Origin of the sequence: Pseudomonas auratipiscis (assembly GCF_036324085.1) — a bacterium.
Taxonomy (GTDB): Bacteria; Pseudomonadota; Gammaproteobacteria; order Pseudomonadales; family Pseudomonadaceae; genus Aquipseudomonas; species Aquipseudomonas auratipiscis.
This window is the reverse complement of record NZ_JAZDCU010000008.1, coordinates 181,902-201,690: the sequence shown is the minus strand read 5'-3', so window position 1 is coordinate 201,690 and position 19,789 is coordinate 181,902. Positions and strand designations below refer to the sequence as shown.

Annotated in this window: 19 protein-coding genes and 3 pseudogenes; 8 read left to right on the top strand and 14 right to left on the bottom strand. The window is 58.7% G+C overall.

Going from position 1 to position 19,789, the window contains the following annotated elements; all coding sequences use genetic code 11:
• The 3 genes from folM to V0R60_RS13825 are packed head-to-tail and all read left to right on the top strand — an operon-like array spanning window position 1 to window position 1,351.
• Window positions 1-699 carry a dihydromonapterin reductase gene (gene folM, locus V0R60_RS13835; protein WP_136478101.1) on the top strand — a complete coding sequence of 233 codons (699 nt, stop codon included), beginning with the start codon at window positions 1-3 and terminating at the stop codon, window positions 697-699.
• A gap of 24 nt (window positions 700-723) precedes the next feature.
• The gene (locus tag V0R60_RS13830) at window positions 724-1,020 is read left to right on the top strand and encodes a DUF1244 domain-containing protein (protein ID WP_136478102.1); all 297 of its coding nucleotides are present in this window, start codon (window positions 724-726) and stop codon (window positions 1,018-1,020) included.
• A complete protein-coding gene (locus tag V0R60_RS13825) occupies window positions 1,013-1,351 on the top strand; it encodes a HopJ type III effector protein (RefSeq protein ID WP_136478103.1) in 339 nt (112 codons plus the stop codon). Before V0R60_RS13830 ends, V0R60_RS13825 begins: the two co-directional genes overlap by 8 nt.
• On the opposite strand, the gene V0R60_RS13820 is transcribed toward V0R60_RS13825, so the two are convergent.
• The 7 genes and pseudogenes from V0R60_RS13820 to V0R60_RS13795 all read right to left on the bottom strand — a co-directional run bounded on the left by V0R60_RS13820 (window position 1,338) and on the right by V0R60_RS13795 (window position 9,572).
• Entirely contained in the window at window positions 1,338-2,285 is a 948-nt protein-coding gene (locus tag V0R60_RS13820; RefSeq protein ID WP_330079888.1) for an alpha/beta hydrolase family protein, read from the bottom strand. The two genes, V0R60_RS13825 and V0R60_RS13820, sit on opposite strands and share 14 nt — an antisense overlap.
• A gap of 60 nt (window positions 2,286-2,345) precedes the next feature.
• Window positions 2,346-3,545, bottom strand: coding sequence for an enoyl-ACP reductase FabV (fabV, locus tag V0R60_RS13815; protein WP_136478105.1), 1,200 nt, complete (start codon window positions 3,543-3,545; stop codon window positions 2,346-2,348).
• A 171-nt stretch (window positions 3,546-3,716) separates the two neighbouring features.
• Window positions 3,717-4,421 (bottom strand): methyl-accepting chemotaxis protein, encoded by a 705-nt coding sequence (locus tag V0R60_RS26985; protein WP_375547279.1) that lies wholly within the window; start codon window positions 4,419-4,421, stop codon window positions 3,717-3,719.
• A 150-nt stretch (window positions 4,422-4,571) separates the two neighbouring features.
• Window positions 4,572-4,778 (bottom strand): annotated as a pseudogene (locus tag V0R60_RS26980) (HAMP domain-containing protein); the annotation flags it as partial.
• A 1,124-nt stretch (window positions 4,779-5,902) separates the two neighbouring features.
• Window positions 5,903-6,736, bottom strand: coding sequence for a regulatory signaling modulator protein AmpE (gene ampE / locus V0R60_RS13805; protein WP_330079886.1), 834 nt, complete (start codon window positions 6,734-6,736; stop codon window positions 5,903-5,905).
• Window positions 6,733-7,299: a 1,6-anhydro-N-acetylmuramyl-L-alanine amidase AmpD gene (gene ampD / locus V0R60_RS13800; protein WP_136478108.1), complete on the bottom strand. Its 567-nt coding sequence runs from the start codon at window positions 7,297-7,299 to the stop codon at window positions 6,733-6,735. Before ampD ends, ampE begins: the two co-directional genes overlap by 4 nt.
• A gap of 80 nt (window positions 7,300-7,379) precedes the next feature.
• Window positions 7,380-9,572: a DUF1631 domain-containing protein gene (locus V0R60_RS13795; RefSeq protein WP_330079885.1), complete on the bottom strand. Its 2,193-nt coding sequence runs from the start codon at window positions 9,570-9,572 to the stop codon at window positions 7,380-7,382.
• Between the two features lie 151 nt (window positions 9,573-9,723).
• Between V0R60_RS13795 and nadC the strand changes: the two genes are divergently transcribed.
• Window positions 9,724-10,572: a carboxylating nicotinate-nucleotide diphosphorylase gene (nadC, locus tag V0R60_RS13790; protein WP_136478110.1), complete on the top strand. Its 849-nt coding sequence runs from the start codon at window positions 9,724-9,726 to the stop codon at window positions 10,570-10,572.
• Between the two features lie 86 nt (window positions 10,573-10,658).
• Here nadC and trxB read toward each other — a convergent pair whose 3' ends face one another.
• Together trxB and V0R60_RS13780 are read right to left on the bottom strand one after the other, a co-directional pair.
• Window positions 10,659-11,615 carry a thioredoxin-disulfide reductase gene (gene trxB / locus V0R60_RS13785; RefSeq protein WP_136478111.1) on the bottom strand — a complete coding sequence of 319 codons (957 nt, stop codon included), beginning with the start codon at window positions 11,613-11,615 and terminating at the stop codon, window positions 10,659-10,661.
• Between the two features lie 136 nt (window positions 11,616-11,751).
• Window positions 11,752-12,351 (bottom strand): peroxiredoxin, encoded by a 600-nt coding sequence (locus V0R60_RS13780; RefSeq protein WP_133216766.1) that lies wholly within the window; start codon window positions 12,349-12,351, stop codon window positions 11,752-11,754.
• Window positions 12,352-12,617: 266 nt separating this feature from the next.
• Between V0R60_RS13780 and cysZ the strand changes: the two genes are divergently transcribed.
• Window positions 12,618-13,373: a sulfate transporter CysZ gene (gene cysZ, locus V0R60_RS13775; protein WP_330079884.1), complete on the top strand. Its 756-nt coding sequence runs from the start codon at window positions 12,618-12,620 to the stop codon at window positions 13,371-13,373.
• 83 nt (window positions 13,374-13,456) lie between these two features.
• Window positions 13,457-14,449, top strand: coding sequence for a cytochrome-c peroxidase (locus tag V0R60_RS13770; RefSeq protein WP_330079883.1), 993 nt, complete (start codon window positions 13,457-13,459; stop codon window positions 14,447-14,449).
• 58 nt (window positions 14,450-14,507) lie between these two features.
• Here the strand turns inward: V0R60_RS13770 and V0R60_RS26975 are convergent, their stop codons facing one another.
• Both V0R60_RS26975 and V0R60_RS26970 read right to left on the bottom strand, forming a co-directional pair.
• On the bottom strand, window positions 14,508-14,918 hold the full coding sequence (locus V0R60_RS26975; RefSeq protein WP_375547278.1) for a methyl-accepting chemotaxis protein: 411 nt from the start codon (window positions 14,916-14,918) through the stop codon (window positions 14,508-14,510).
• Between the two features lie 135 nt (window positions 14,919-15,053).
• Window positions 15,054-15,734 (bottom strand): annotated as a pseudogene (locus tag V0R60_RS26970) (PAS domain-containing protein); the annotation flags it as partial.
• A 267-nt stretch (window positions 15,735-16,001) separates the two neighbouring features.
• On the opposite strand from V0R60_RS26970, the gene V0R60_RS13760 reads away from it, so the two are divergent.
• A complete protein-coding gene (locus V0R60_RS13760; protein ID WP_330079882.1) occupies window positions 16,002-17,216 on the top strand; it encodes a glycosyltransferase family 4 protein in 1,215 nt (404 codons plus the stop codon).
• On the opposite strand, the gene V0R60_RS13755 is transcribed toward V0R60_RS13760, so the two are convergent.
• From V0R60_RS13755 to V0R60_RS13745, 3 genes are all read right to left on the bottom strand, one after another.
• Window positions 17,185-18,288 (bottom strand): NADH:flavin oxidoreductase, encoded by a 1,104-nt coding sequence (locus V0R60_RS13755; RefSeq protein ID WP_330079881.1) that lies wholly within the window; start codon window positions 18,286-18,288, stop codon window positions 17,185-17,187. The genes V0R60_RS13760 and V0R60_RS13755 overlap by 32 nt on opposite strands.
• A gap of 150 nt (window positions 18,289-18,438) precedes the next feature.
• Window positions 18,439-18,921, bottom strand: a complete 483-nt coding sequence (locus V0R60_RS13750; RefSeq protein ID WP_136478117.1) for a glutathione peroxidase — start codon at window positions 18,919-18,921, stop codon at window positions 18,439-18,441.
• Window positions 18,922-19,077: 156 nt separating this feature from the next.
• Window positions 19,078-19,563 (bottom strand): FKBP-type peptidyl-prolyl cis-trans isomerase, encoded by a 486-nt coding sequence (locus tag V0R60_RS13745; RefSeq protein WP_136478118.1) that lies wholly within the window; start codon window positions 19,561-19,563, stop codon window positions 19,078-19,080.
• Here V0R60_RS13745 and V0R60_RS13740 point away from each other — a divergent pair.
• Window positions 19,532-19,647 (top strand): annotated as a pseudogene (locus tag V0R60_RS13740) (DUF3565 domain-containing protein); the annotation flags it as partial. The gene V0R60_RS13745 and the pseudogene V0R60_RS13740 sit on opposite strands and share 32 nt — an antisense overlap.
• Window positions 19,648-19,789: the final 142 nt, after the last annotated feature.

The following is a 19,789-nucleotide window of genomic DNA, read 5'->3' as shown; positions in this document are numbered from 1 at the left end:
ATGAACAGCCCAATTCTTGTCACCGGAGCCAGCCAACGAGTCGGACTGGCGTTGGCCCTGAACCTGGCGCAGGCCGGCCATACCGTGGTCAGCGCCAGCCGTAGCAAAAACCCCGAGGCTACGCACCCGAACATCATCCAGTTCCAGGCCGATTTGTGCCGGGAAGACGACCGCCAGGCCCTGATCGAGCATCTCAAGAGCAACTATGACGGCCTCAGAGCAATTATTCACAACGCCTCGTTGTGGCTCGACGACGATCTGGTCAATCTCAACACCATGTTCAAACTGCACGTCGAAGCGCCGTACCACCTGAACCTGGCGCTGGGCGAGCAGCTGTTGAAAATGGCCAAGGCCGATATCATCCATATCTGCGACGAAACCTCCTCGCGCGGCAGCAAGAGCCACATTGGCTATGCCGCTACCAAGGCTGCGCTGCAGAACATGGTGTTGTCCTTTGCCGAGAAATACGCACCGGTGGTCAGGGTCAATGCGATTCTGCCCGGGCTGCTGATTCTCAAGGAAAACAGCGACGACGCGTACCGTCAACAAACCCTGAAGAAGGCCTTGCTGGAATTTGAGCCGGGCGCGCAGCCGCTGATCGAGGCGGTGCAATTCCTCCTCGAAAGCCAATACAGCACCGGCAGCAATGTGGTCATCAACGGTGGCCGCCATCTGAAAAACCGCATCGCGGTAGACTGAATTGTCCTTGTCACGAGAATGACCATGAACGACCAACAAAAACTTGAGCTAGAAGCCGCCGCCTTCCGCCGGCTGGTTGCTCATCTGGACAGCCGCAAGGATGTACAGAACATCGACCTGATGAACCTTTCCGGTTTCTGTCGTAACTGTCTGTCCAAGTGGTACAAGGCCGCCGCCGACGAGCGCCAGATCGAACTGAGCCTGGATGACGCCCGCGAAGTGGTCTACGGCATGCCCTATGCCGAGTGGAAAGCCCAATACCAGAAAGAAGCCAGCTCCGAACAGCAAGCTGCCTTTGCCAAAGGAAAACCCCATGACTGATCTGAACACCCTGCGCAAAAGCCTGAACAGTGGCGAACATGCCTTCGCGGACACCTTGGCTTTTGTCGCTGCCCACTACGAGTATCAGCCACAAGCATTCAGCAATGGCGGTGTGGAAAGTACTGCCGGACAGAACGAAGGCTCATGCAAAACCTTGGGCCTGGCCCTGCTCGAAGGTCTGAGCAACGAAGAAACGCTGCTGGCATTCGGCGAACACTACCGCTCGGTCCTGGCTACCCCTGAAGGCAGCGACCACGGCAACATCCGCGCCCTGATGCAGCACGGCCTGGCCGGCGTCACGTTTGCGGCACCGCCGCTCAAGGCTCGCTAAGGGCGAGCAGGCGTCCCGGCGCGCCATCGGCCAATTGCCCGTGTTGCAGCCACTGCAGGGCAATTGGCCAGAGCCGGGTCTCGAAACGATTGTGGAAAAAAGCGAAATGGCCAATCTGCGCCTCGCCGATATCGGCCGGTGCAATGCGCAAATGGCTGGGTGAACTGGAGGCACAGTAACTGAGCAAGCGCTCGATTGCCGCAACCGTGCCGAAAGGATCATCGGTCAGACTGATCGCCAAGGTTTGCGCCCTGAACCGGGTAAACGGCCGTTCGATCAACGCCTTGCCGCTGGGACGCCGCTCGTAGGCTGCGCTCAACGTGCTCCAGTCTTTGACCACGCCGGCCGGGGTGTCTTCCAACCAACCCAGACGCTTGCCGGGAAAATATCCGAAGAGCTGCGTCAGCAGCGGCATTACTACATGCCACTTGCCCAACAGCTGCCAGCGGCTGTCGGCGGCATAGTCACGCCAATAAGCAAACTGCGCGCCCACCGTTACCAACCTGCGCAACTGGGTGGACGATGCCGCCAATCCTGCCGCACAGCCACCGAAGCTATGGCCGACAACATCGATCGGCTGGCCGGGAAACTCCCGATGAGCACGCTGCAGTACCGCTTCGAAATCCAGTACGCCCCAGTCGGTCCAGGTCGCCTTGAAGTTGCGCATCGATGCCGGGCGCGACTCTCCAATGCCGCGATAGTCATAGGTCATGACATCGAAACCGTGGTTGAACAGGTATTGGGCAAAACGGGCGTAGTAACTGCAACGCACCGAGGTGGCAGCGTTAATGATCACCACCGGGCGTGCGCTGTCGACCAAGGGATGGCGCCAGCTGAAACCGCCAATGGAATAACCATCGCTTGCCGTTTCGCGAAACGCTTGTGCAGCGCTGCTGGCGGCCAATAGAGGTGAAAATGCTTCGAGGCTGCTCATCGGGAAACCTCAAACAGTCGCCGCTCCCGCACGAATACGGGAACGGCGGCAGAGGACTGCTTACAGCTCGATGCAGTCGAATTTAACGTCGGTGGCTACATCGGCGTCGTAATCAACGTCCGCACGCTCGAAACCGAACAACTTGAGGAACTCGCGCTTGTAGTCCTTATAGTCGGTAACGTCGAACAGATTCTCGGTGGTCACAGTTGGCCACAGGGCTTTGCAGGCATCCTGGACGTCATCACGCAGCTCCCAATCGTCCAGACGTAGGCGGCCTTCTTCGTCCAGTGCTGCCGGTGCACCATCTTCACGGTACAGACGGTCACGGAACAGACGGTCCAACTGATCCTGAGTACCTTCGTGAACACCCTTTTCCTTCATGATCTTGAAGACCATCGACAGGTACAGCGGCATCACCGGAATAGCCGAGCTTGCCTGGGTAACCACGGACTTGAGCACCGCCACATTGGCGCCACCACCGACTTTGCTGCTCAGACGCTTGGCCGTTTCGTCCAGGTCCATCTTGGCCTTGCCCAAGGCGCCGTGCCAGTAGATCGGCCAGGTAATCTCGGTACCGATGTAGCTGAAGGCAACAGTACGAGCTTGCGGGGCCAGAACGCCGGCAGCATTCAGGGCATCGATCCACAGTTGCCAGTCCTGGCCACCCATGACGGTAACGGTATCAGCGATTTCCTGCTCGGTAGCAGGCTCGATGGAGGCCTCGATGATGGTGTCTTTGTTGGTGTCGATGGCAGTCGATTTGTACGGCTGGCCAATCGGCTTGAGGGCCGAACGTACCAGTTCACCGGTCTGTGGCAGTTTGCGCACAGGCGAAGCCAGCGAGTAGACCACCAGGTCGACCTGGCCGCCCATTTCGTTCTTGATCAGTTCAATGACCTTGGCCCGCGCTTCGTCGGAGAAGGCATCGCCGTTGATCGACTTGCTGTACAGGCCTTCGGCCTTGGCGAACTTGTCGAATGCGGCGGCGTTGTACCAGCCGGCAGTGCCTGGCTTGGTCTCAGTACCCGGCTTTTCGAAGAATACGCCCAGGGTGTCTGCACCAAAGCCGAACGCGGCGGTGATGCGTGCTGCCAGGCCGTAGCCGCTGGATGCACCGATCACCAGGACCTTCTTCGGACCATCCTTGCGCACGCCCTGCTTGCGGGTGGCTTCGATCTGATCACGTACGTTCAGCTCGCAACCGGTTGGATGCGTAGTGGTGCAGATAAAACCGCGAACTTTAGGGTGGATGATGGCCAATGTCTGTACCTCGTCAGTGAATATGCTGAGGGAGCCGAATCGCGGGGGACTCGTGGTTCCGTTGCTGTGAGGGTGAGACTACACCCGCAGCGTTGCCGACACATCCGGCTCCCTGGAATCCTTGAGGGCGCTACTTTGTCACAGCGTGGAAAAGTTCAGCAACTGCTGATATCAGACTCTGAATGCTCCGATCAGGCGTTTGAGCTCCATCACCTGGGCTGACAGCTGGCGGCTGGCATCTTCAGTCTGGTGAGCGCCTTGGGTGGTGTGTTCGGCTGCCCGATTGATCTGCACGATATTCTGGTCGATGTCCTGGGCAACCGCTGTCTGCTGCTCGACCGCCGCCGCAATCTGCTGGTTCTGATCGACGATGGTACCAACTGCGCCCAGTATGTTTTCCAAGGCCTGCTGCACCTGCTGCGACTGCCCGACCGTACCGGCAGCCACTTGGTGGCTGGCATCCATGGCCTTGACCGCAGCACCGACACCGCCTTGCAGGCGCGAGATCATCTGGTCGATTTCTTCGGTCGAGTGTTGGGTACGTTTGGCCAGGGTACGTACTTCATCGGCCACCACGGCAAAGCCACGCCCCTGTTCTCCGGCACGCGCGGCCTCGATGGCAGCATTGAGTGCCAGCAGGTTGGTTTGCTCGGCAATGCTCTTGATGACTTCAAGTACGCGACTGATGGCCTGACTGTCACCTGCTAGTTGATTGATGACCGCCACTGACTGATCGATTTCTCCGGCCAGTCGCGCAATATTGCCTTGCTGAACCTCTACCAGACCGCGGCCACTCACGGTTTCCTGATTGACGCTATGAGCACTGTTGACCGCCGCCGCGGCACTGCGCGCCACTTCCTGGGCAGTGGCCGACATCTGATTCATGGCCGTGGCCACCTGCTCGATCTGCCCACGCTGGCCACTGACCGCCTGATTGCTGCGTGCCGACACCGCATGCACCTGCTCTGCCTGGTGCTCGACTTCAACCACAGTGCGACCGACCTGCTCGATAAGATCATGAATACGCTGGACCGTACCGTTGAACACCTGCCCCAGCTCACCCAGTTCGTCACGGCTGTCGGCTCGAAAGCTTACGGTCATATCCCCGGCAGCGACCTTGTCCATGACCGCGCCCAGGCTTTTCAGGGTATGACGGGTAGATGCGTAGAAACCGCCGTAGAGATAGACGATCAGTAAAAATACGCCTGCCAGCGCAGATACCAGCAAGATCATGTGCAAACGATGCTCGCCGAGGCGCTGCTGCAATTGCTGATCAAGAAACTCGCCTGTCGCCGTGTTGAGCGCGTAGGTATGGGCCATCAGCGCGCTGACTTGCTGGTAGAACCCCAACCACGGTGCGTCGAAGGTTTCGGCCATGACCACCTGTTCTTCGAACAGCTCACTGGCCTGCTTCAACGAAGCCTGGCTGCTGCTGGCCAGGCTGCCTAGACGCGCCTGCGCAGCAGGCTCACTGGCCAATGCCTCCTGGACCCTCAACGCATAGTTTGCTGCGAGCTTGTCCAGTCGCTGCAGCAAATCTTCGAAGCGGGTACTGACAGCAGAGTTGAGAAAGCCTTGGCCCAGCGAATAAGCCCCCATCGCCCGGCCTTCGCCCAGGGTCTGGGTCACTTCAGGGGTGACGTTGACCATCAACTCTGTCAGTTGGCGAATTGCCACGTCGCTGTCCTGGGTAAGTCCGGCCTGGCTGGCAATCATTTTGCTCAGCACCTGGGCCTGCGCCAGAAGCTTGTCGAGATGGGCAACCTTGCTGGTCAGGGACGACTCGGCTTGGGCAGCTTTAAGCAAGTTGAGCATGTCATCGCGCTTGCCATGGAGGTCCCGCGCCTGGCCCTCATCGGCGATAACAGCAGAAATACCCGACAAACGCTCGAACACTTGCTGCTCAAGCGTCGAAATCTGCGCCTCAAGATCGCCGGCCTTACCCGACTGGCCGAGTATGGCGTTGATTTGTACCAGGTTGCCCAGGGTTTCCAGGTCACCACGCAAGGTCATGCTGTTGCCGAGCAGTTCAAGACTCTTGAGCTCGACCTGGGTGGCATGGAATTTCGCGTAGGAGTCGTGGACCAGGTAGTAGTTGGTCACCAACATAGGCAGGAAGAACAGAATACTGATCAGGCTGAATTTCATCCCGAAGCTCAGCCGATTCATCAGTGCGATGGCCGGATACAACAGACTCTTCACAGGCGGTCCCCTCCGATTCTTATTGTTATGCGCGCACAATGGCACTAGGCCACTGATGAAATTTCAGCACCTGTATAACGCATATCGGAAGGAGGTTTTGTAACTTAAGGTAAACCGATGCGGGAGCAGACCAGCGGCTGCTCCCGCTCGCGGAGTCAGCCAAGGACGGTCCACAGGGCGAAACACGCATACCAGAGCACTGCAGAGCGAAGCAGCAGCTCCCATAGCGAATCCAGCCCGACCAGACCAACAGGTCCTGCTGGCACATCTGCTGGCATGTCCCCGGCGACTTTACCGACCGATGCGATCAGTTTTTCCGCACTGATGTGCCAATTGAGCAACTCGTGCAGCATCACTCGGCTTACTGCAACAAAATTGCCGACCAGGGCAAAGCTCACACCCAGCACTCGTACCGGCGCCCAGTCGAAGGCATGACGCAATTGCTGGGCACGTTCACGCAGCGCTGCCGTATTGGCATGCTCGGCGCTCAACGCCAGCAAACGATAGGCCAGCGCCGCCGCCGGGCCCAACAGGGCATACCAGAAAATCACCGCAAAGAAGCTTTGGTACGCTTGCCACAACAAGTGCCCCTGAACCCGCTCGAGCAGAGATGACGCGTCGTCGCCGTTCACATTCAGGTCACGTTCGGCCACGTGCACCGCAGCTTGCTCATCGCCGCGCCGCCAGGCGTCGCGAAACGGGCCCAGTGATGCTTTGACGTCACCGCGGCCCAGGCTGTAGATCAGCACCAGCAAATGCACTGGCAGTGCCAGCAAGCCGTAGGCGACCGGTTGCAGCACATGAACCAGCAAAGCCACCAGCAGCACCGGCAACAGCACCAGTATCAGCAGCAGCCACCATGGATGGCTTTTGCCGCTGCGCTCCAGGCGGGCAAGTTCGGCACGAAAGAAACCGTCGCGTTGCAGTCGCTGGCGCAATGCCGAAAATTTCTCGACCCACAGCACCAGTAACAACACCAGAAAACTCATGATCTGCCCTCTTTGTTCTGCAAGGCCGCACGGTATCGCGACCAGTCGAAAGCTGGGCCCGGGTCGGTCTTACGCCCCGGGGCAATATCGCTGTGGCCCTGGATTCTCTGCTCGTCAATGGCCGGCCAGGCAACCTGGATCTGACGGGTCAGTTGCTCCAGAGCCTGATACTGGGCATCGGTGAAAGGCAGCTCATCCGTGCCTTCAAGCTCGATGCCGATGGAAAAGTCGTTGCAGGACTCACGTCCGGCAAAACAGGACACCCCAGCATGCCAGGCGCGATCCAGACAGGAAACGAACTGGGTCACCTTGCCGTCTCGCTCAATCAGAAAGTGCGCTGACACGCGCAGATGCTTGATCCCTTCGAAATAGGGGTGTTCGTCCGGGTCCAGGCGATTTTGAAAGAACTCCTGGACCTTGCCGGTAGCAAACTGCGCGGGCGGTAGACTGATATTGTGAATCACAAGCAGAGAGATGACTTCGCCGTCGGCGCGGGCATTGAAGTTCGGCGAAGGGCAATGAGTGATGCCGGCGAACCAACCTGTAGTGCGGTCCAGTTGCATAGAAAATCCTGAGGCACGAGAGCACGCTCTCAGTATGCCCCGAGGCGTAAAGGGATGCATGGTTAAAACACGTGGGAAAACTAACGCAGCTGATGTCGGCGCAATTGACTCACTACCGAGTCCAACGCCCGGTCGAACAGCAGCGTGTCGTCGAGTACGCGCGCATTACCGCGGCGAAAGGCAGCTGCCAGCGCGAGCGGCGAATACTCACAAACCTTGAGGCCGGTGCGGTTGACGAACACCAGCCGGTCAGTGCTGTCGATCTGGGTAATCAGCTTGCATCGCTGCACATCTTCGCCATCCTTCAGCTCTACCCAGTTGCCAATACGCAAGCGTTGCACTTGCAGTAAAGCCGGATCGTCGTTGGTCATGCACATCACGCTGTCCACTGGCATTGCCTGTTCCGGGCCGATCAGGTTGATTTCATCAAGCACCAGCACACGCTCCAGCCCGGCGGCGCTCAGGTGGCTGCCAGTTAACGAGTTTTCGAATGCCTGTATGTGCAAGGCTTCCAGTTGCGCAAAAAACTCGCTGGTGGCGAAGGGATCAAAAACAGCGCCGGCCAGGCCATCACGCAGAGCCTTGAGCAACCCCGGCAAAATCTCAAGCAAGCGCTGGCGCGCCTGCGGCTCGTCGGTGGAATGCTCGACACTCCAGATCAATTCATCCATGGTCTCCAGCCCTTCGAGCCACGAAACCGATGTATCACCATACTTGAGATAAGCCAGTAGCAGCACCTGGCTCCAGGCCTCTTCGAGCAAGCGCACCACCACCCGTGGCAGGCTTTTGCCCAAGAGCCGGCGATTGAGCTCCTGCTGCACGCGTTGACGCGCCAGATGCGCGCGTGCGCGGCCTTCTTCGGCATCACGCGTGCGTTGTTCCAGCAGTTCATTGCGCCGTCGCTCTTCGCTGCTGAAGGCGACAAATTCGTTAAGCAGTTCGGAAAAAATCACCGGATCATCGTCAAAGTCGTTAAGCAGGCTCTGGATGATTTTCTCCACGCGCAGGTAAAAGGCATCGCGCTGGCCGTCATCGCCTGCCTCCCAACCCACGGCTGCGGTGGCGATTTCGTTGAGCAGGCGTCGGGCGGGATGACAGTTGCGACTGAAAAAGCGCTTATCCAGCACTGCAACCTTGAGCATGGGGATCTGCATACGTCCGATCAGGCTGCGCAGAGAATGCGGCAGGTTGTGATCGGCAAGAATGAAATCGAAGAGCATGGCAATCAGGTTGATGACATCCTCATCAACCCCTTCGACCTTGCGGTAGGTGCCGCTCTTTACACTGACGCGAGTCAACAACTGCTCAAGCTGCTGGTGCAGGTCGAAATCATCAGCCTCGCAGGCCGGCGGTACATAGTGCTGCAGATGAGAAAGCAGGCGCAGCAGATCACGAGTACTGATCGGCTGCACCGGGCTACACGCCTCAAGCCGCGGCGCTACACGTCCACGCACCCTCGACAGCAAACTTTGCAAAGAGGCGAATACCGCCTGCTCGTTGGCATCCAGCTCTATATTCGGCTCACCACATTGGCAGGAGGTGTCCTCGACGCTTGGTATGGGACGGTGCTGCGCTCGACGCCGATGTACCGCTTTGAGTTCAGGCAGAATCCCGGTCGCCATCAATAACTGATTGGCTTCGCCATACAGTTGCTGGGCGTCCTGCAGGACGTAACGCTCGAAAAGCTTGAGGATGATCAGCTTGACCTTGATGCCCACCCCCAGATTGCGCCCAGCCTGGAGAAAATACTCACACAGCATGGCCGGGCCGAGTGGATTACGTCGGTCATCGAGAGGCTGGCCGGTCAGTACGCTGAAACGCAAGGTCAACTGATTGAGGGCAAAGCCGTCGCGCGCAAGAATCCGCTCGACCATCGCCTCCAGCACGCTGGAGCGCTCTTGCTCGTTCAGTACCGCCTGAGCTGACTGTTCAGGGCTGCCAGACTGCCTGGGTAACAGCATCTCGGCCTGCCCCATGCGCCCGAAGGCTTCATAGAAGCAGTCCAGGTAGCCACGCTCGATATTCTTGCTTTTCAGCCGCAGGTCTCGCATGGCTTCGAACAGTGCATTCTGCTCACTGTTACTGACCGCTTTGTCAGCCATCTCGAACAGCATGTCGTCGGCATTCTCGAACAACGCCTGCAGCCCTTGACGCAGTTGTAATGCAGCTTTGTCACGCACCTGCAGAAGCACCACCGGCAGACGAGCCATAGGCGCGTTGAGCGCCTGATCGATGGTGGCCTTGATTGGCACCACCTTCCCGTCTTTGTGCATCCCGGACTCCTTGCAGGGTAGATTTTTGTAGTGAGGCGACAGATCGTCAAAGCCATGACGTCAAATAGAAGTCGCATTATCTGGCAAAATCAAGACACTCGCCAGCACGGGCTGCCCTATAATCCCGGGCAATTAGCTTGTGGAGCCTGCCATGCCGAATTTACGCCTCGCCGACCTGACCGCCGAAATCGAAGCCAACGTGCGCCGTGCGTTGCTCGAAGACGTTGGCAGTGGCGACATCACCGCCCAGTTGATCCCGGCCGAGCGCCTTGCCAAAGCCACTATCATTACCCGCGATGCGTGCGTCATCGCCGGCAGTGCCTGGGTCGATGCAGTGTTTCGTCAGCTCGATCCGCGGGTAGCGGTGCATTGGCAGGTAAAGGACGGCGAGCGTGCCCAGCCCAACCAGCCGCTGTTTCATCTGGAAGGACCCGCCCGCTCGCTGCTGACCGGGGAGCGCAGTGCGCTGAATTTCCTGCAATTGCTCTCGGGTGTGGCAACACGCGCGCAGTTCTTCGCCGATAAAGTCGCCGATACCCAGGTCAAGCTGCTCGATACCCGCAAGACCCTGCCGGGCCTGCGCCTGGCGCAGAAGTACGCGGTCACCTGTGGCGGTTGCCACAATCATCGTATCGGTCTGTTCGATGCCTTCCTGATCAAGGAAAACCACATCGCCGCCAGCGGCGGAATTGCCCAGGCTATCAGCGCCGCCCACAAGATCGCGCCCGGCAAGCCGGTGGAAGTTGAAGTGGAAAGTCTGGAAGAGCTCGAGCAAGCCTTGGCTGCCGGTGCCGACATCGTCATGCTCGACGAACTGAGCCTGGACGACATGCGCGAAGCCGTGCGCCTGAATGCCGGCAAGGCCAAGCTTGAGGCCAGCGGGGGCGTAAACGAAGACACCCTGCGGGTGATTGCCGAGACCGGCGTGGACTACATCTCCATTGGTGCCATGACCAAGGATGTGAAGGCTGTGGACTTGTCCATGCGTCTGAGCCTGTAAACGCATTGCGGGGCAATCCCGCTCCTACCGGCTAGTGCAGCCACCGGTGGGAGCGGGATTGCCCCGCAATTTTTGCTACAGCAGAATCAAGCGTTCTGCAGACCGTCCAGGTAGCGCTCGACATCCAGCGCAGCCATGCAACCAGCACCGGCCGAGGTGATCGCCTGGCGATACACGTGGTCGGCTACGTCGCCCGCGGCAAACACGCCTTCAACGTTGGTAGCGGTAGCATTGCCATCACGCCCACCGTTTACCACCAGATAGCCATCCTTCAAGGTCAGCTGACCTTCGAACAGCGAAGTGTTCGGGGTATGACCGATAGCGATGAACACGCCGTCAACCTTGATTTCATCGAAGCTGCCATCGTTGTTCTTCAGACGAGCACCGGTGACACCCATGTCGTCGCCCAGAACTTCGTCCAGGGTGGCGTTGAGCTTCAGCTCGATCTTGCCTTCAGCCACACGTGCGTTGAGCTTGTCGACCAGGATTTTCTCGGCGCGGAACGTTTCGCGGCGGTGAACCAGCGTAACCTTGCTGGCGATGTTGGCCAGGTACAGGGCTTCTTCAACAGCGGTGTTACCGCCACCGACGACTGCCACTGGCTTGTTGCGGTAGAAGAAACCATCGCAGGTCGCGCAGGCAGAAACACCTTTGCCCATGAACGCTTCTTCCGATGGCAGGCCCAGGTAGCGAGCGCTGGCACCGGTAGCGATGATCAGGGCATCGCAGGTGTAGGTGGCGCTGTCACCTTTGAGGGTGTACGGCTTGCTGGCCAGGTCAACGGCGTTGATGTGATCGAACACCACTTCGGTCTCGAAGCGTTCGGCGTGTTCCTGCATACGCTGCATCAGTGCCGGACCAGTCAGGCCATGGGCATCGCCCGGCCAGTTGTCGACTTCCGTGGTGGTGGTCAGCTGGCCGCCAGCCTGCATGCCGGTAATCAGCAGCGGCTTGAGGTTGGCACGTGCGGCGTACACGGCGGCACTGTAACCGGCAGGGCCGGAGCCAAGAATAATCACACGCGAATGACGAACTTCAGACATGACGCTCTCCTGTCAAAGCGGGCGCTGGATTGCCCGCTTCGTATCGCCGGGGTGGCCGGCTGGAATAAAAAAGAACCTGCGAAGCACTTGGGGAAGGCTTTTGGCCGCAGGTTCTGAAAACCGTTTAAACGCAGCCTTACAGGCTGGCGGCGTTTTCCGCCAGGTAGTCGGCAACGCCTTTGGCATCAGCCTTCATACCTTTCTGGCCCGGACGCCAGCCAGCAGGGCAAACTTCGCCGTGCTGCTCGGTGAATTGCAGTGCTTCGACCAGACGGATCATCTCGTCGACCTCACGACCCAGCGGCAGGTTGTTGACAACCTGGTGCTGTACCACGCCTTGCTGGTCGATCAGGAACGAGGCACGCAATGCTACGCCAGCATCGTGTTCGATACCGTAGGCACGGGTGATTTCGTGCTTGACGTCGGCAACCATGGTGAATTCGACTTCGCCGATGCCGCCCTTCTCCACCGGCGTGCTGCGCCATGCGTGGTGAGTGAACTGCGAGTCGATGGAGACACCTACCACTTCAACACCCAGCTCGCGGAATTTATCCATGCGGTTGTTGTGGGCAATAATTTCCGACGGACAGACAAAGGTGAAGTCCAGCGGCCAGAAGAACAGCACGACGTATTTGCCGCGCAGCGAGGAGAGCTTGAAGCTGTCGACGATAGAACCGTCGCCCAGAACTGCCGCCGCATCGAAATCAGGGGCTTGCTTGTTGACCAGAATGCTCATGAAAACTCCTTGAAGATCAGAATTCGAAGGCGTTGAAAAATATGTGCGCACTTTAGCGAGGCCGCAGAGATTAAGGAAATATCCTTAGACAATCCACCTTATAGGCCGGCTCTATTCATCATCAGGGACTACAGCTGTTTGCCTATGACAGTACGCCTAGCCAGGAGCCGAGCTTTGTTACAGCCCGTTTCCTCCATAGCGCCGCGCTTTCGCCAGCCGCTCAAACTCGGTAAGGTCAGCGCGTTTGCCTTTACCCGGAGTTCTCTATGCAAGCCCCTGTACTCTCTGGCCCTCAGTACCTGCGTGAAGGACTGAACCTGGTCCTGAGCCCGAGCCTGCGCCTATTCGTATTGCTGCCTCTGGCAGTCAACCTGCTGCTGTTCGTCGGTTTGATCTATTTCGCTGGCCATCAATTCAGCCTCTGGGTCGATTCACTCATGCCCAGCCTGCCGAGCTGGCTGAGCTTTCTCAACTACGTGCTGTGGCCATTGTTCGTCGCACTGGTGGTGCTGATGGTGTTCTTCACCTTCACGCTGCTGGCCAACATTATCGCCGCGCCCTTCAACGGCTTTCTCGCTGAAAAGGTCGAAGTGGTCGTACGCGGCACGGATGACTTTCCGGCGTTCAGTTGGGCCGAACTGACGGCCATGGTCCCGCGCACCCTCAGCCGCGAGATGCGCAAGCTGGGCTATTTCCTGCCGCGGGCCCTGGCGCTTTTCGTCCTGTCGTTGATTCCAGTGGTCAACATCATCGCCGCGCCGCTGTGGCTGCTGTTCGGTATATGGATGATGGCGATCCAGTATATCGACTACCCGGCCGACAACCACAAGATGAGCTGGCAGGACATGCTTGCCTGGCTGCGCGCCAAACGCTGGCAGAGCCTGGGCTTTGGCGGCATCACTTACCTCGCGCTGATGATTCCCTTCGTCAACATTCTGATGATGCCCGCCGCAGTGGCCGGCGCCACCTTGTTCTGGGTGCGCGAGCGCGGGGCCGAAACCGCAGCAGTACAGAAACCCTGACATCGGCGTTGATCTGCATCACGGCAGCAAACCCCTACATGGAACATGGTTATTAAAACTATAAGCCTGTAGGGGAGCGCTCCATGTTTAGACCACTGATGCTGATGTTCGGGTTAATGGCGGGAGGACAGGCATGGGGCTCAGCCCCTGCCAACGAGCCCATCTTGCCGGTACAACCGGCGAAGATCACCAATGCAGCCAAGGTTGAGCTGGGCAAGCAGTTGTTCTTTGATCCACGCCTGTCCAAGTCCGGCTTCATTTCCTGCAACTCTTGCCACAACCTGAGCATGGGCGGTAGCGATAACCTGCCAACCTCCATCGGTCACAACTGGCATCAAGGCCCGATCAACTCCCCTACCGTGCTCAACTCGAGCATGAGCGTCGCCCAGTTCTGGGATGGCCGCGCCGCTACCCTCAAAGAGCAGGCCGGTGGGCCCATCGCCAACCCCGGAGAAATGGGCTTCACCCATGACCTGGCAGTGGACGTGCTGCGCTCGATTCCCCAGTACAAGGCGTCGTTCAAGCAGGTATACGGCAATGACGGCGTCACCATCGACGAGGTGACCGACGCCATTGCCGCCTTCGAAGAAACCCTGGTCACACCCAACGCTCCATTCGATCGTTGGCTGAAGGGGGACAAAAAAGCCATCAGCGCCACCGCCGAGAAAGGCTATCAGTTGTTCAAAAGCATCGGCTGCGTCGCTTGCCATAATGGCGAAGCCGTTGGTGGCGCCTCGTTCCAGAAAATGGGCATGGTCGAACCCTATGCCACCAAAAACCCGGCCCAAGGTGTCGCGGGGCTGACCGGCAAGGATCAGGACCGGATGATGTTCAAGGTGCCGACGCTGCGTAACGTCGCGTTGACCTACCCCTACTTCCATGACGGCGCCTACTGGCAACTGGAAGAAGCAGTGGATGTGATGGCGCGGTTGCAATTGGGGCGCAAGTTGAGCGGTGACGAGGTCTCCCAGATCGTCGCCTTCCTCGATACGCTGACCGGCGATCAACCGAGTTTCAAACTGCCAATACTGCCACCGTCTTCGGCGCAAACGCCGCGTCCGGCACCGTTCAACTGAGCCACATCGGCTTGGTCAATGCGGGCGCCTGCCTTGTGTGCAAGGCAGGCGCCCGTACTCAGACGTTCAGTTGACTCGAAAACTGCCCCACGGCATTGACGACCTTTTTCGCCCCGTCCTGGATTTCAACGATCACCGTACCGGTGTGACCGGCAAGCATCAGCCCCTCCTCGGCCTGACGCTTGCTGCTGTCGATGATATCCACCGCAGCCTTGGCCAACTGCTCGTTCTGCTGCACCACCCGGGCGATTTCCTCGGTGGCCGTGCTGGTGCGCGAAGCCAACTGCCGTACTTCGTCGGCTACAACGGCAAAGCCGCGCCCCTGCTCTCCGGCGCGAGCTGCCTCGATGGCGGCATTGAGGGCCAACAGGTTGGTTTGTCCGGCGATGTCACTGATGGTCTTGATGATCGAACCGATGACCTGCGACTGCTTGTTCAGCGCTTCGATACCCTCCGCCGCTTCCTGCATGCACGACTCCAGGCCACGCATGACATCGACGGTCTGGGTCACCACATCCGTAGCCTTGCGCGCACTGCTGTCGGTTTCCAGCGAGGTGGTGTAGGCGATATCGGCCGCTGCAGCCACGGCAATTTCCTGATTGACCTGTTCGGTGATCACGGTAGCGAACTTGACCACTTTGTAGAGTACGTCATGAGCATCGATGATCGGGTTATAGGACGCTTCCAGCCAGACCACCCGGCCATGCGCGTCCACACGCTTGAAGCGTTCGGCAACGAACTGACCGTGGCGCAAACGCTCCCAGAACGCATGGTAGGCAGTGGAGTTGTACTCCTGCGGCTCACAGAACATACGGTGATGCTTGCCGACAACTTGCTCCAGGCGATAGCCCATGGTCTGCAGGAAGCGGTCATTGGCGGTCAGTACTTCGCCCTGCAGATTGAACTCGATCACGGCAGTAGAGCGCATCAGTGCCTTGATCAGGCTCTCATGTTCACGCGAGGTCTCGATCGTACGGGTCAGATCACTGGAGTGCAGAGTGAAAAACTTGAGGCGTCCCTCACTGTTTTTCACCGGCTGCAGAATGGAGCGCAGCCAAGCCTCTTCACCATTGCCGCGCAGCAGGCGAAACGCACCGTTGAGGTGCTCGCCGCGAGTAATTGCAGCCTTCATGCGCTGGTAGAAATCCAGTTGCTTGACGTGAGGCGGGATTATTTCCTCGATATTACGGCCAATCAGTTGATGGCTGCTGTAGATCATTTCCTTTTCGAAATTGCTGTTGACCGATTCAATCCGCCCCTGAGGGTCAAGCTCCAGAACCAGCATCTCGCTGTCCAGGCTGCTTTTGACCTGCTCCATCGACAGCAGCTCTTCGCGCAACTTGAGGTTTTCTTTTTTCAGTTTGCTGTTGAACATCAACGCTCTCCTGGAGCGAAATCGGTCATTCGAGTGCCTCTGCATCGGCAGATCGGCACACATTCTTGAGTACCCGCCTGGGAAATATTTTCAGCCAGCAAGCACTAAAAACCGGGCATCACAAATCAGTCATCAATATGTCATTGCAGCGCAATCGAGGCCGCTGAAACTGGCCTTATGAGCGCCCCATCCCTGCACGTCACCCTGGTCAGCGAAACCTTCCCACCGGAAATCAATGGCGTGGCAATTACCCTTGGCCACTTGATCGAGGGGTTGTGCCAGCGAGGCCATCACGTCGAGCTGATCCGCCCACGTCAGGCGGAGGATCCGCCGGGTGACAAAAGTGACTGGCAATTGCTCTGCCGAGGCTGGCCGTTGCCGGGCTATCCAGGATTGCAGTGGGGCCAGGTTTCGATGCACAAGCTGATGCGACGCTGGCGCCGACAGCGTCCAGACGTGCTGTACATCGCCACCGAAGGGCCATTGGGCTTAAGTGCCCTGAGGGCGGCGCGCAGGCTGGGAATAGCCGTGATCAGCGGCTTTCACACCAACTTTCACCAGTATTCGAGCGAGTATGGGCTGGGGATGCTGGCCAGGTTGCTTACCCACTACCTACGCGCGTTCCACCGTCGTACCCATACCACCCTGGTAGCAAGCGTCAGCCAGCATCTTGAACTAGGACGTCGCGGTTTCGACAACCTCACGCTGATGGGCCACGGCGTGGACAGCCAATTGTTCAAGCCGGGAAGGCGAAGCCAAGCGTTGCGTGAACAGTGGGGACTGGGAAACGACGACATCGCGTTATTGCATGTCGGACGTCTGGCGCCGGAGAAAAACCTCGGCGTGCTGCAACACTGCCTGCACGCAGCACAGAAAAACTATCCACAGCGACGCATCAAGTTGATTGTGGTCGGTGATGGCCCGCAGCGCAGGGCTTTGCAACAGCAGCTACCTGACGCCTTGTTCTGCGGAGCCCAACGCGCTGAAGCCCTGGCCGAACATTACGCGTCCGGGGATATTTTCCTATTCCCCAGCCTGACCGAAACCTTCGGCAACGTGGTGCTTGAAGCAATGGCAGCGGGGCTGGCAGTGGTGGCCTACGATCAGGCAGCCGCCGCCCAGCACATCCGCCACGGCCACAGCGGTGCGCTGGCCATGCCGGGCGACGAAGCAGCTTTTATCGATGCCTGTAACTGGCTGCTCAATGACCCCGAAGCGTTACGACGAGTACGCTTGAACGCCCGACAACACGCCAGCCGGCAAGGCTGGTCAGCAGTTGTCGAGCAGTTCGAGGGCCATCTTCACGCGGCCTGTCGCCAAGGCCGCAACGTACTGCAGCCACCGCCGCCAGCGCTGATCATCAAGCCAGAGTCGTCAACGCCTCACGGCTGAATGGCAAAATGTCCTGCTCGCGCCCATCGCGCACCTTGGCCGCCCAATCCGGATCGACCAGCAACGCACGCCCTACTGCTACCAGGTCGAACTCGTCATTGCTCAGACGCACCAGCAGGTTTTCCAGGCTGGCCGGCTGCGCCACCTTGTCAGTGGCCACCATGAACTGCAGGAACTCGCCATCCAGGCCAACGCTCCCCACGGTAATGGTCGGTTTGCCGGTGAGCTGGCGAGTCCAGCCAGCAAGGTTCAGGTCAGAGCCTGCGAACTCCGGCTCCCAGAAGCGGCGAGTGGAGCAATGGAAAATGTCCACACCGGCATCGGCCAGCGGCTGCAAAAATGCACCCAGCGCTTCGGCGCTTTCAACCAGACGGGCACTGTAGTCCTGCTGCTTCCACTGCGAGAAGCGGAAAATGATCGGGAAATCAGGACCCACGGCGGCCCGTACAGCCTGGATCAGCTCGATGGCAAAACGCGAACGTCCAGCCAAATCGCCACCATACTCGTCGGTACGTTGATTACTGCCGGCCCAGAAAAACTGATCGATCAGATAGCCGTGGGCACCATGAATCTCCACGCCGTCCATGCCGATGGCTTGAGCGTCACGAGCAGCCTGGGCAAAGGCTTCGATAACCTCACGAATATCGTCACCGCTCATGCCATGGACCGCTACCTGGCCGTCCTTGATCTTCTCACTTGGGCCGTAGCCCGGCACGCTGGCATCCGGCTCGGTACCCACACGCCGCACACTGCCCACGTGCCAGAGCTGCGGAACGATACGTCCGCCTTCGGCATGCACGGCATCAACCACCTGTTTCCAACCCGCCAGTGCGTCTTCACCGTGAAAGCGTGGAACGTTCGGGTAACCGTTAGCGGCTTTATGATCGACGGTGGTGCCTTCGGTAATGATCAGCCCGACACCTGCAGCGGCACGTCGACGGTAGTACTCGACGACCTTGGCGTGGGGCACGCCACCGGGGCAGAACGTGCGGGTCATCGGCGCCATCACCACACGGGTTGGCAGCTCAAGAGAGCCCAGTTGGAAAGGGGTGAACAGTGCAGTAGCGGACATGCGACGCTCCAAAGAAGTAGGAATGCGCCAAAGCATAGGGTCAGCGGTGTGGGTGGCCCAGCACTATTGATTTGAGTGATTTAACAGCATCGCGGGCCAAACCCACTCCCACAGTCTCATGGGAGAGGGCTTGTCCCGCGATCAGATCGACTAATCCAACGCCTTTTCGATCGCCTGCACCACGGTCGCATCATCCGGTGCGGTGCGCGGTGAGAAACGTGCCAGCACCCGACCGTCCTTGCCCACCAGGAATTTCTCGAAGTTCCAGGTAATGTCGCCAGGGAACTCGGCCCCTTCACCGGCGAGCAGACGATACAACTGGTGGCGTTCAGCGCCGTTGACGTCCAGCTTGCTGCCCAGCGGAAAGCTCACTCCGTAATTCAGGCTGCAAAACTGCTGGATTTCTTCTTCAGTGCCCGGCTCCTGCCCGGCAAACTGGTTGCATGGCAAGCCCAGCACACTGAAACCTTTGCCTTTGTATTGCTGATAAAGGTTTTCCAGCGCTGCATATTGCGGGGTCAGGCCACACTTGGAGGCGACATTGACCACCAGCACCACCTGGCCCTTGAACGGCGCCAGAGGCAACTCCTGCCCATTCAACGCCTGCAACTTCAGGTCGTGAAATGCACTCATGACGTACTCCCCTCTCCAGATCCCGGTTGCCGCTGCAGGCTGCAATCAGTAACACCAGCCCATTAAAAAAGCGCCCTGCCAAGCCGTCTTCCCCTATCTGGAGTGCGACGGACTTGCCCGGGCGCCTTCGCGACTCTCTGAGCTTAGCGCAGAAAATCAGTGGTGATGGCCACCTTCGCCATGGACGTGGCCATGAGCTACTTCTTCTTCGCTGGCGTCACGAATGGTGATGACCTTGACCTTGAAGTTCAGGCGCTGACCCGCCAGTGGGTGGTTGCCGTCGACAGTCACGTCGTCGCCATCCAGATCACGGATGGTAACGATCTGCATCTGGCCATCTGGAGCAGAAGCGTGGAACTGCATACCCACTTCCAGTTGGTCGACGCCTTCGAACATGCTGCGGTTCAGGGTGCTGACCAGTTCGGCAAGGTATTCGCCGTAGGCGTCTTCTGGTTCGATGGCAACTTCCAGTTCGTCACCGGCAGTTTTACCTTCCAGGGCTTTTTCCAGGCCAGGAATGATGTTGCCTGCGCCATGCAGGTAAACCAGCGGGGCGCCGCCGGCGGAGCTGTCGATGACCTCACCAGCGTCGTTGGTGAGGGTATAGTCGATGGAGACAGCCTTGTTGGCGGCGATCAGCATGGGGCGAGACCTTTTGCATAAGAATGTAGAGCAACAAGTGTAACCAACGCATCGCTTGAAAGCGAACGCAACCCGGACCAACGGGCCCCCGCACCTGGCCTGCAGGAGCAGGTTTGCCCTGCGATAGAATGTCGCGGGCAGGTGGCCGGCAATCGCGGAACAAGCCCGCTCCGGCGCAATACCCGCTATCGGCTGGGTGTCGATAACGATACCCTTGGCAATTGAA

Coding starts and splice junctions, on each gene's coding strand:
- V0R60_RS13825 (WP_136478103.1), top strand. CDS start 1,013: ATGACTGATCTGAACACCCTGCGCAAAAGCCTGAACAGTGGCGAACAT.
- V0R60_RS13745 (WP_136478118.1), bottom strand. CDS start 19,563: ATGCTGATCGCCGCCAACAAGGCTGTCTCCATCGACTATACCCTCACC.
- ampD (WP_136478108.1), bottom strand. CDS start 7,299: ATGCAACTGGACCGCACTACAGGTTGGTTCGCCGGCATCACTCATTGC.
- V0R60_RS13795 (WP_330079885.1), bottom strand. CDS start 9,572: ATGCACAAAGACGGGAAGGTGGTGCCAATCAAGGCCACCATCGATCAG.
- ampE (WP_330079886.1), bottom strand. CDS start 6,736: ATGAGTTTTCTGGTGTTGTTACTGGTGCTGTGGGTCGAGAAATTTTCG.
- V0R60_RS13750 (WP_136478117.1), bottom strand. CDS start 18,921: ATGAGTGCATTTCACGACCTGAAGTTGCAGGCGTTGAATGGGCAGGAG.
- V0R60_RS13755 (WP_330079881.1), bottom strand. CDS start 18,288: ATGTCCGCTACTGCACTGTTCACCCCTTTCCAACTGGGCTCTCTTGAG.
- V0R60_RS13820 (WP_330079888.1), bottom strand. CDS start 2,285: ATGAGCAGCCTCGAAGCATTTTCACCTCTATTGGCCGCCAGCAGCGCT.
- V0R60_RS13770 (WP_330079883.1), top strand. CDS start 13,457: ATGTTTAGACCACTGATGCTGATGTTCGGGTTAATGGCGGGAGGACAG.
- V0R60_RS13780 (WP_133216766.1), bottom strand. CDS start 12,351: ATGAGCATTCTGGTCAACAAGCAAGCCCCTGATTTCGATGCGGCGGCA.
- cysZ (WP_330079884.1), top strand. CDS start 12,618: ATGCAAGCCCCTGTACTCTCTGGCCCTCAGTACCTGCGTGAAGGACTG.
- trxB (WP_136478111.1), bottom strand. CDS start 11,615: ATGTCTGAAGTTCGTCATTCGCGTGTGATTATTCTTGGCTCCGGCCCT.
- folM (WP_136478101.1), top strand. CDS start 1: ATGAACAGCCCAATTCTTGTCACCGGAGCCAGCCAACGAGTCGGACTG.
- V0R60_RS26975 (WP_375547278.1), bottom strand. CDS start 14,918: ATGCAGGAAGCGGCGGAGGGTATCGAAGCGCTGAACAAGCAGTCGCAG.
- nadC (WP_136478110.1), top strand. CDS start 9,724: ATGCCGAATTTACGCCTCGCCGACCTGACCGCCGAAATCGAAGCCAAC.
- V0R60_RS26985 (WP_375547279.1), bottom strand. CDS start 4,421: ATGTCGGCCACTGCCCAGGAAGTGGCGCGCAGTGCCGCGGCGGCGGTC.
- V0R60_RS13830 (WP_136478102.1), top strand. CDS start 724: ATGAACGACCAACAAAAACTTGAGCTAGAAGCCGCCGCCTTCCGCCGG.
- V0R60_RS13760 (WP_330079882.1), top strand. CDS start 16,002: ATGAGCGCCCCATCCCTGCACGTCACCCTGGTCAGCGAAACCTTCCCA.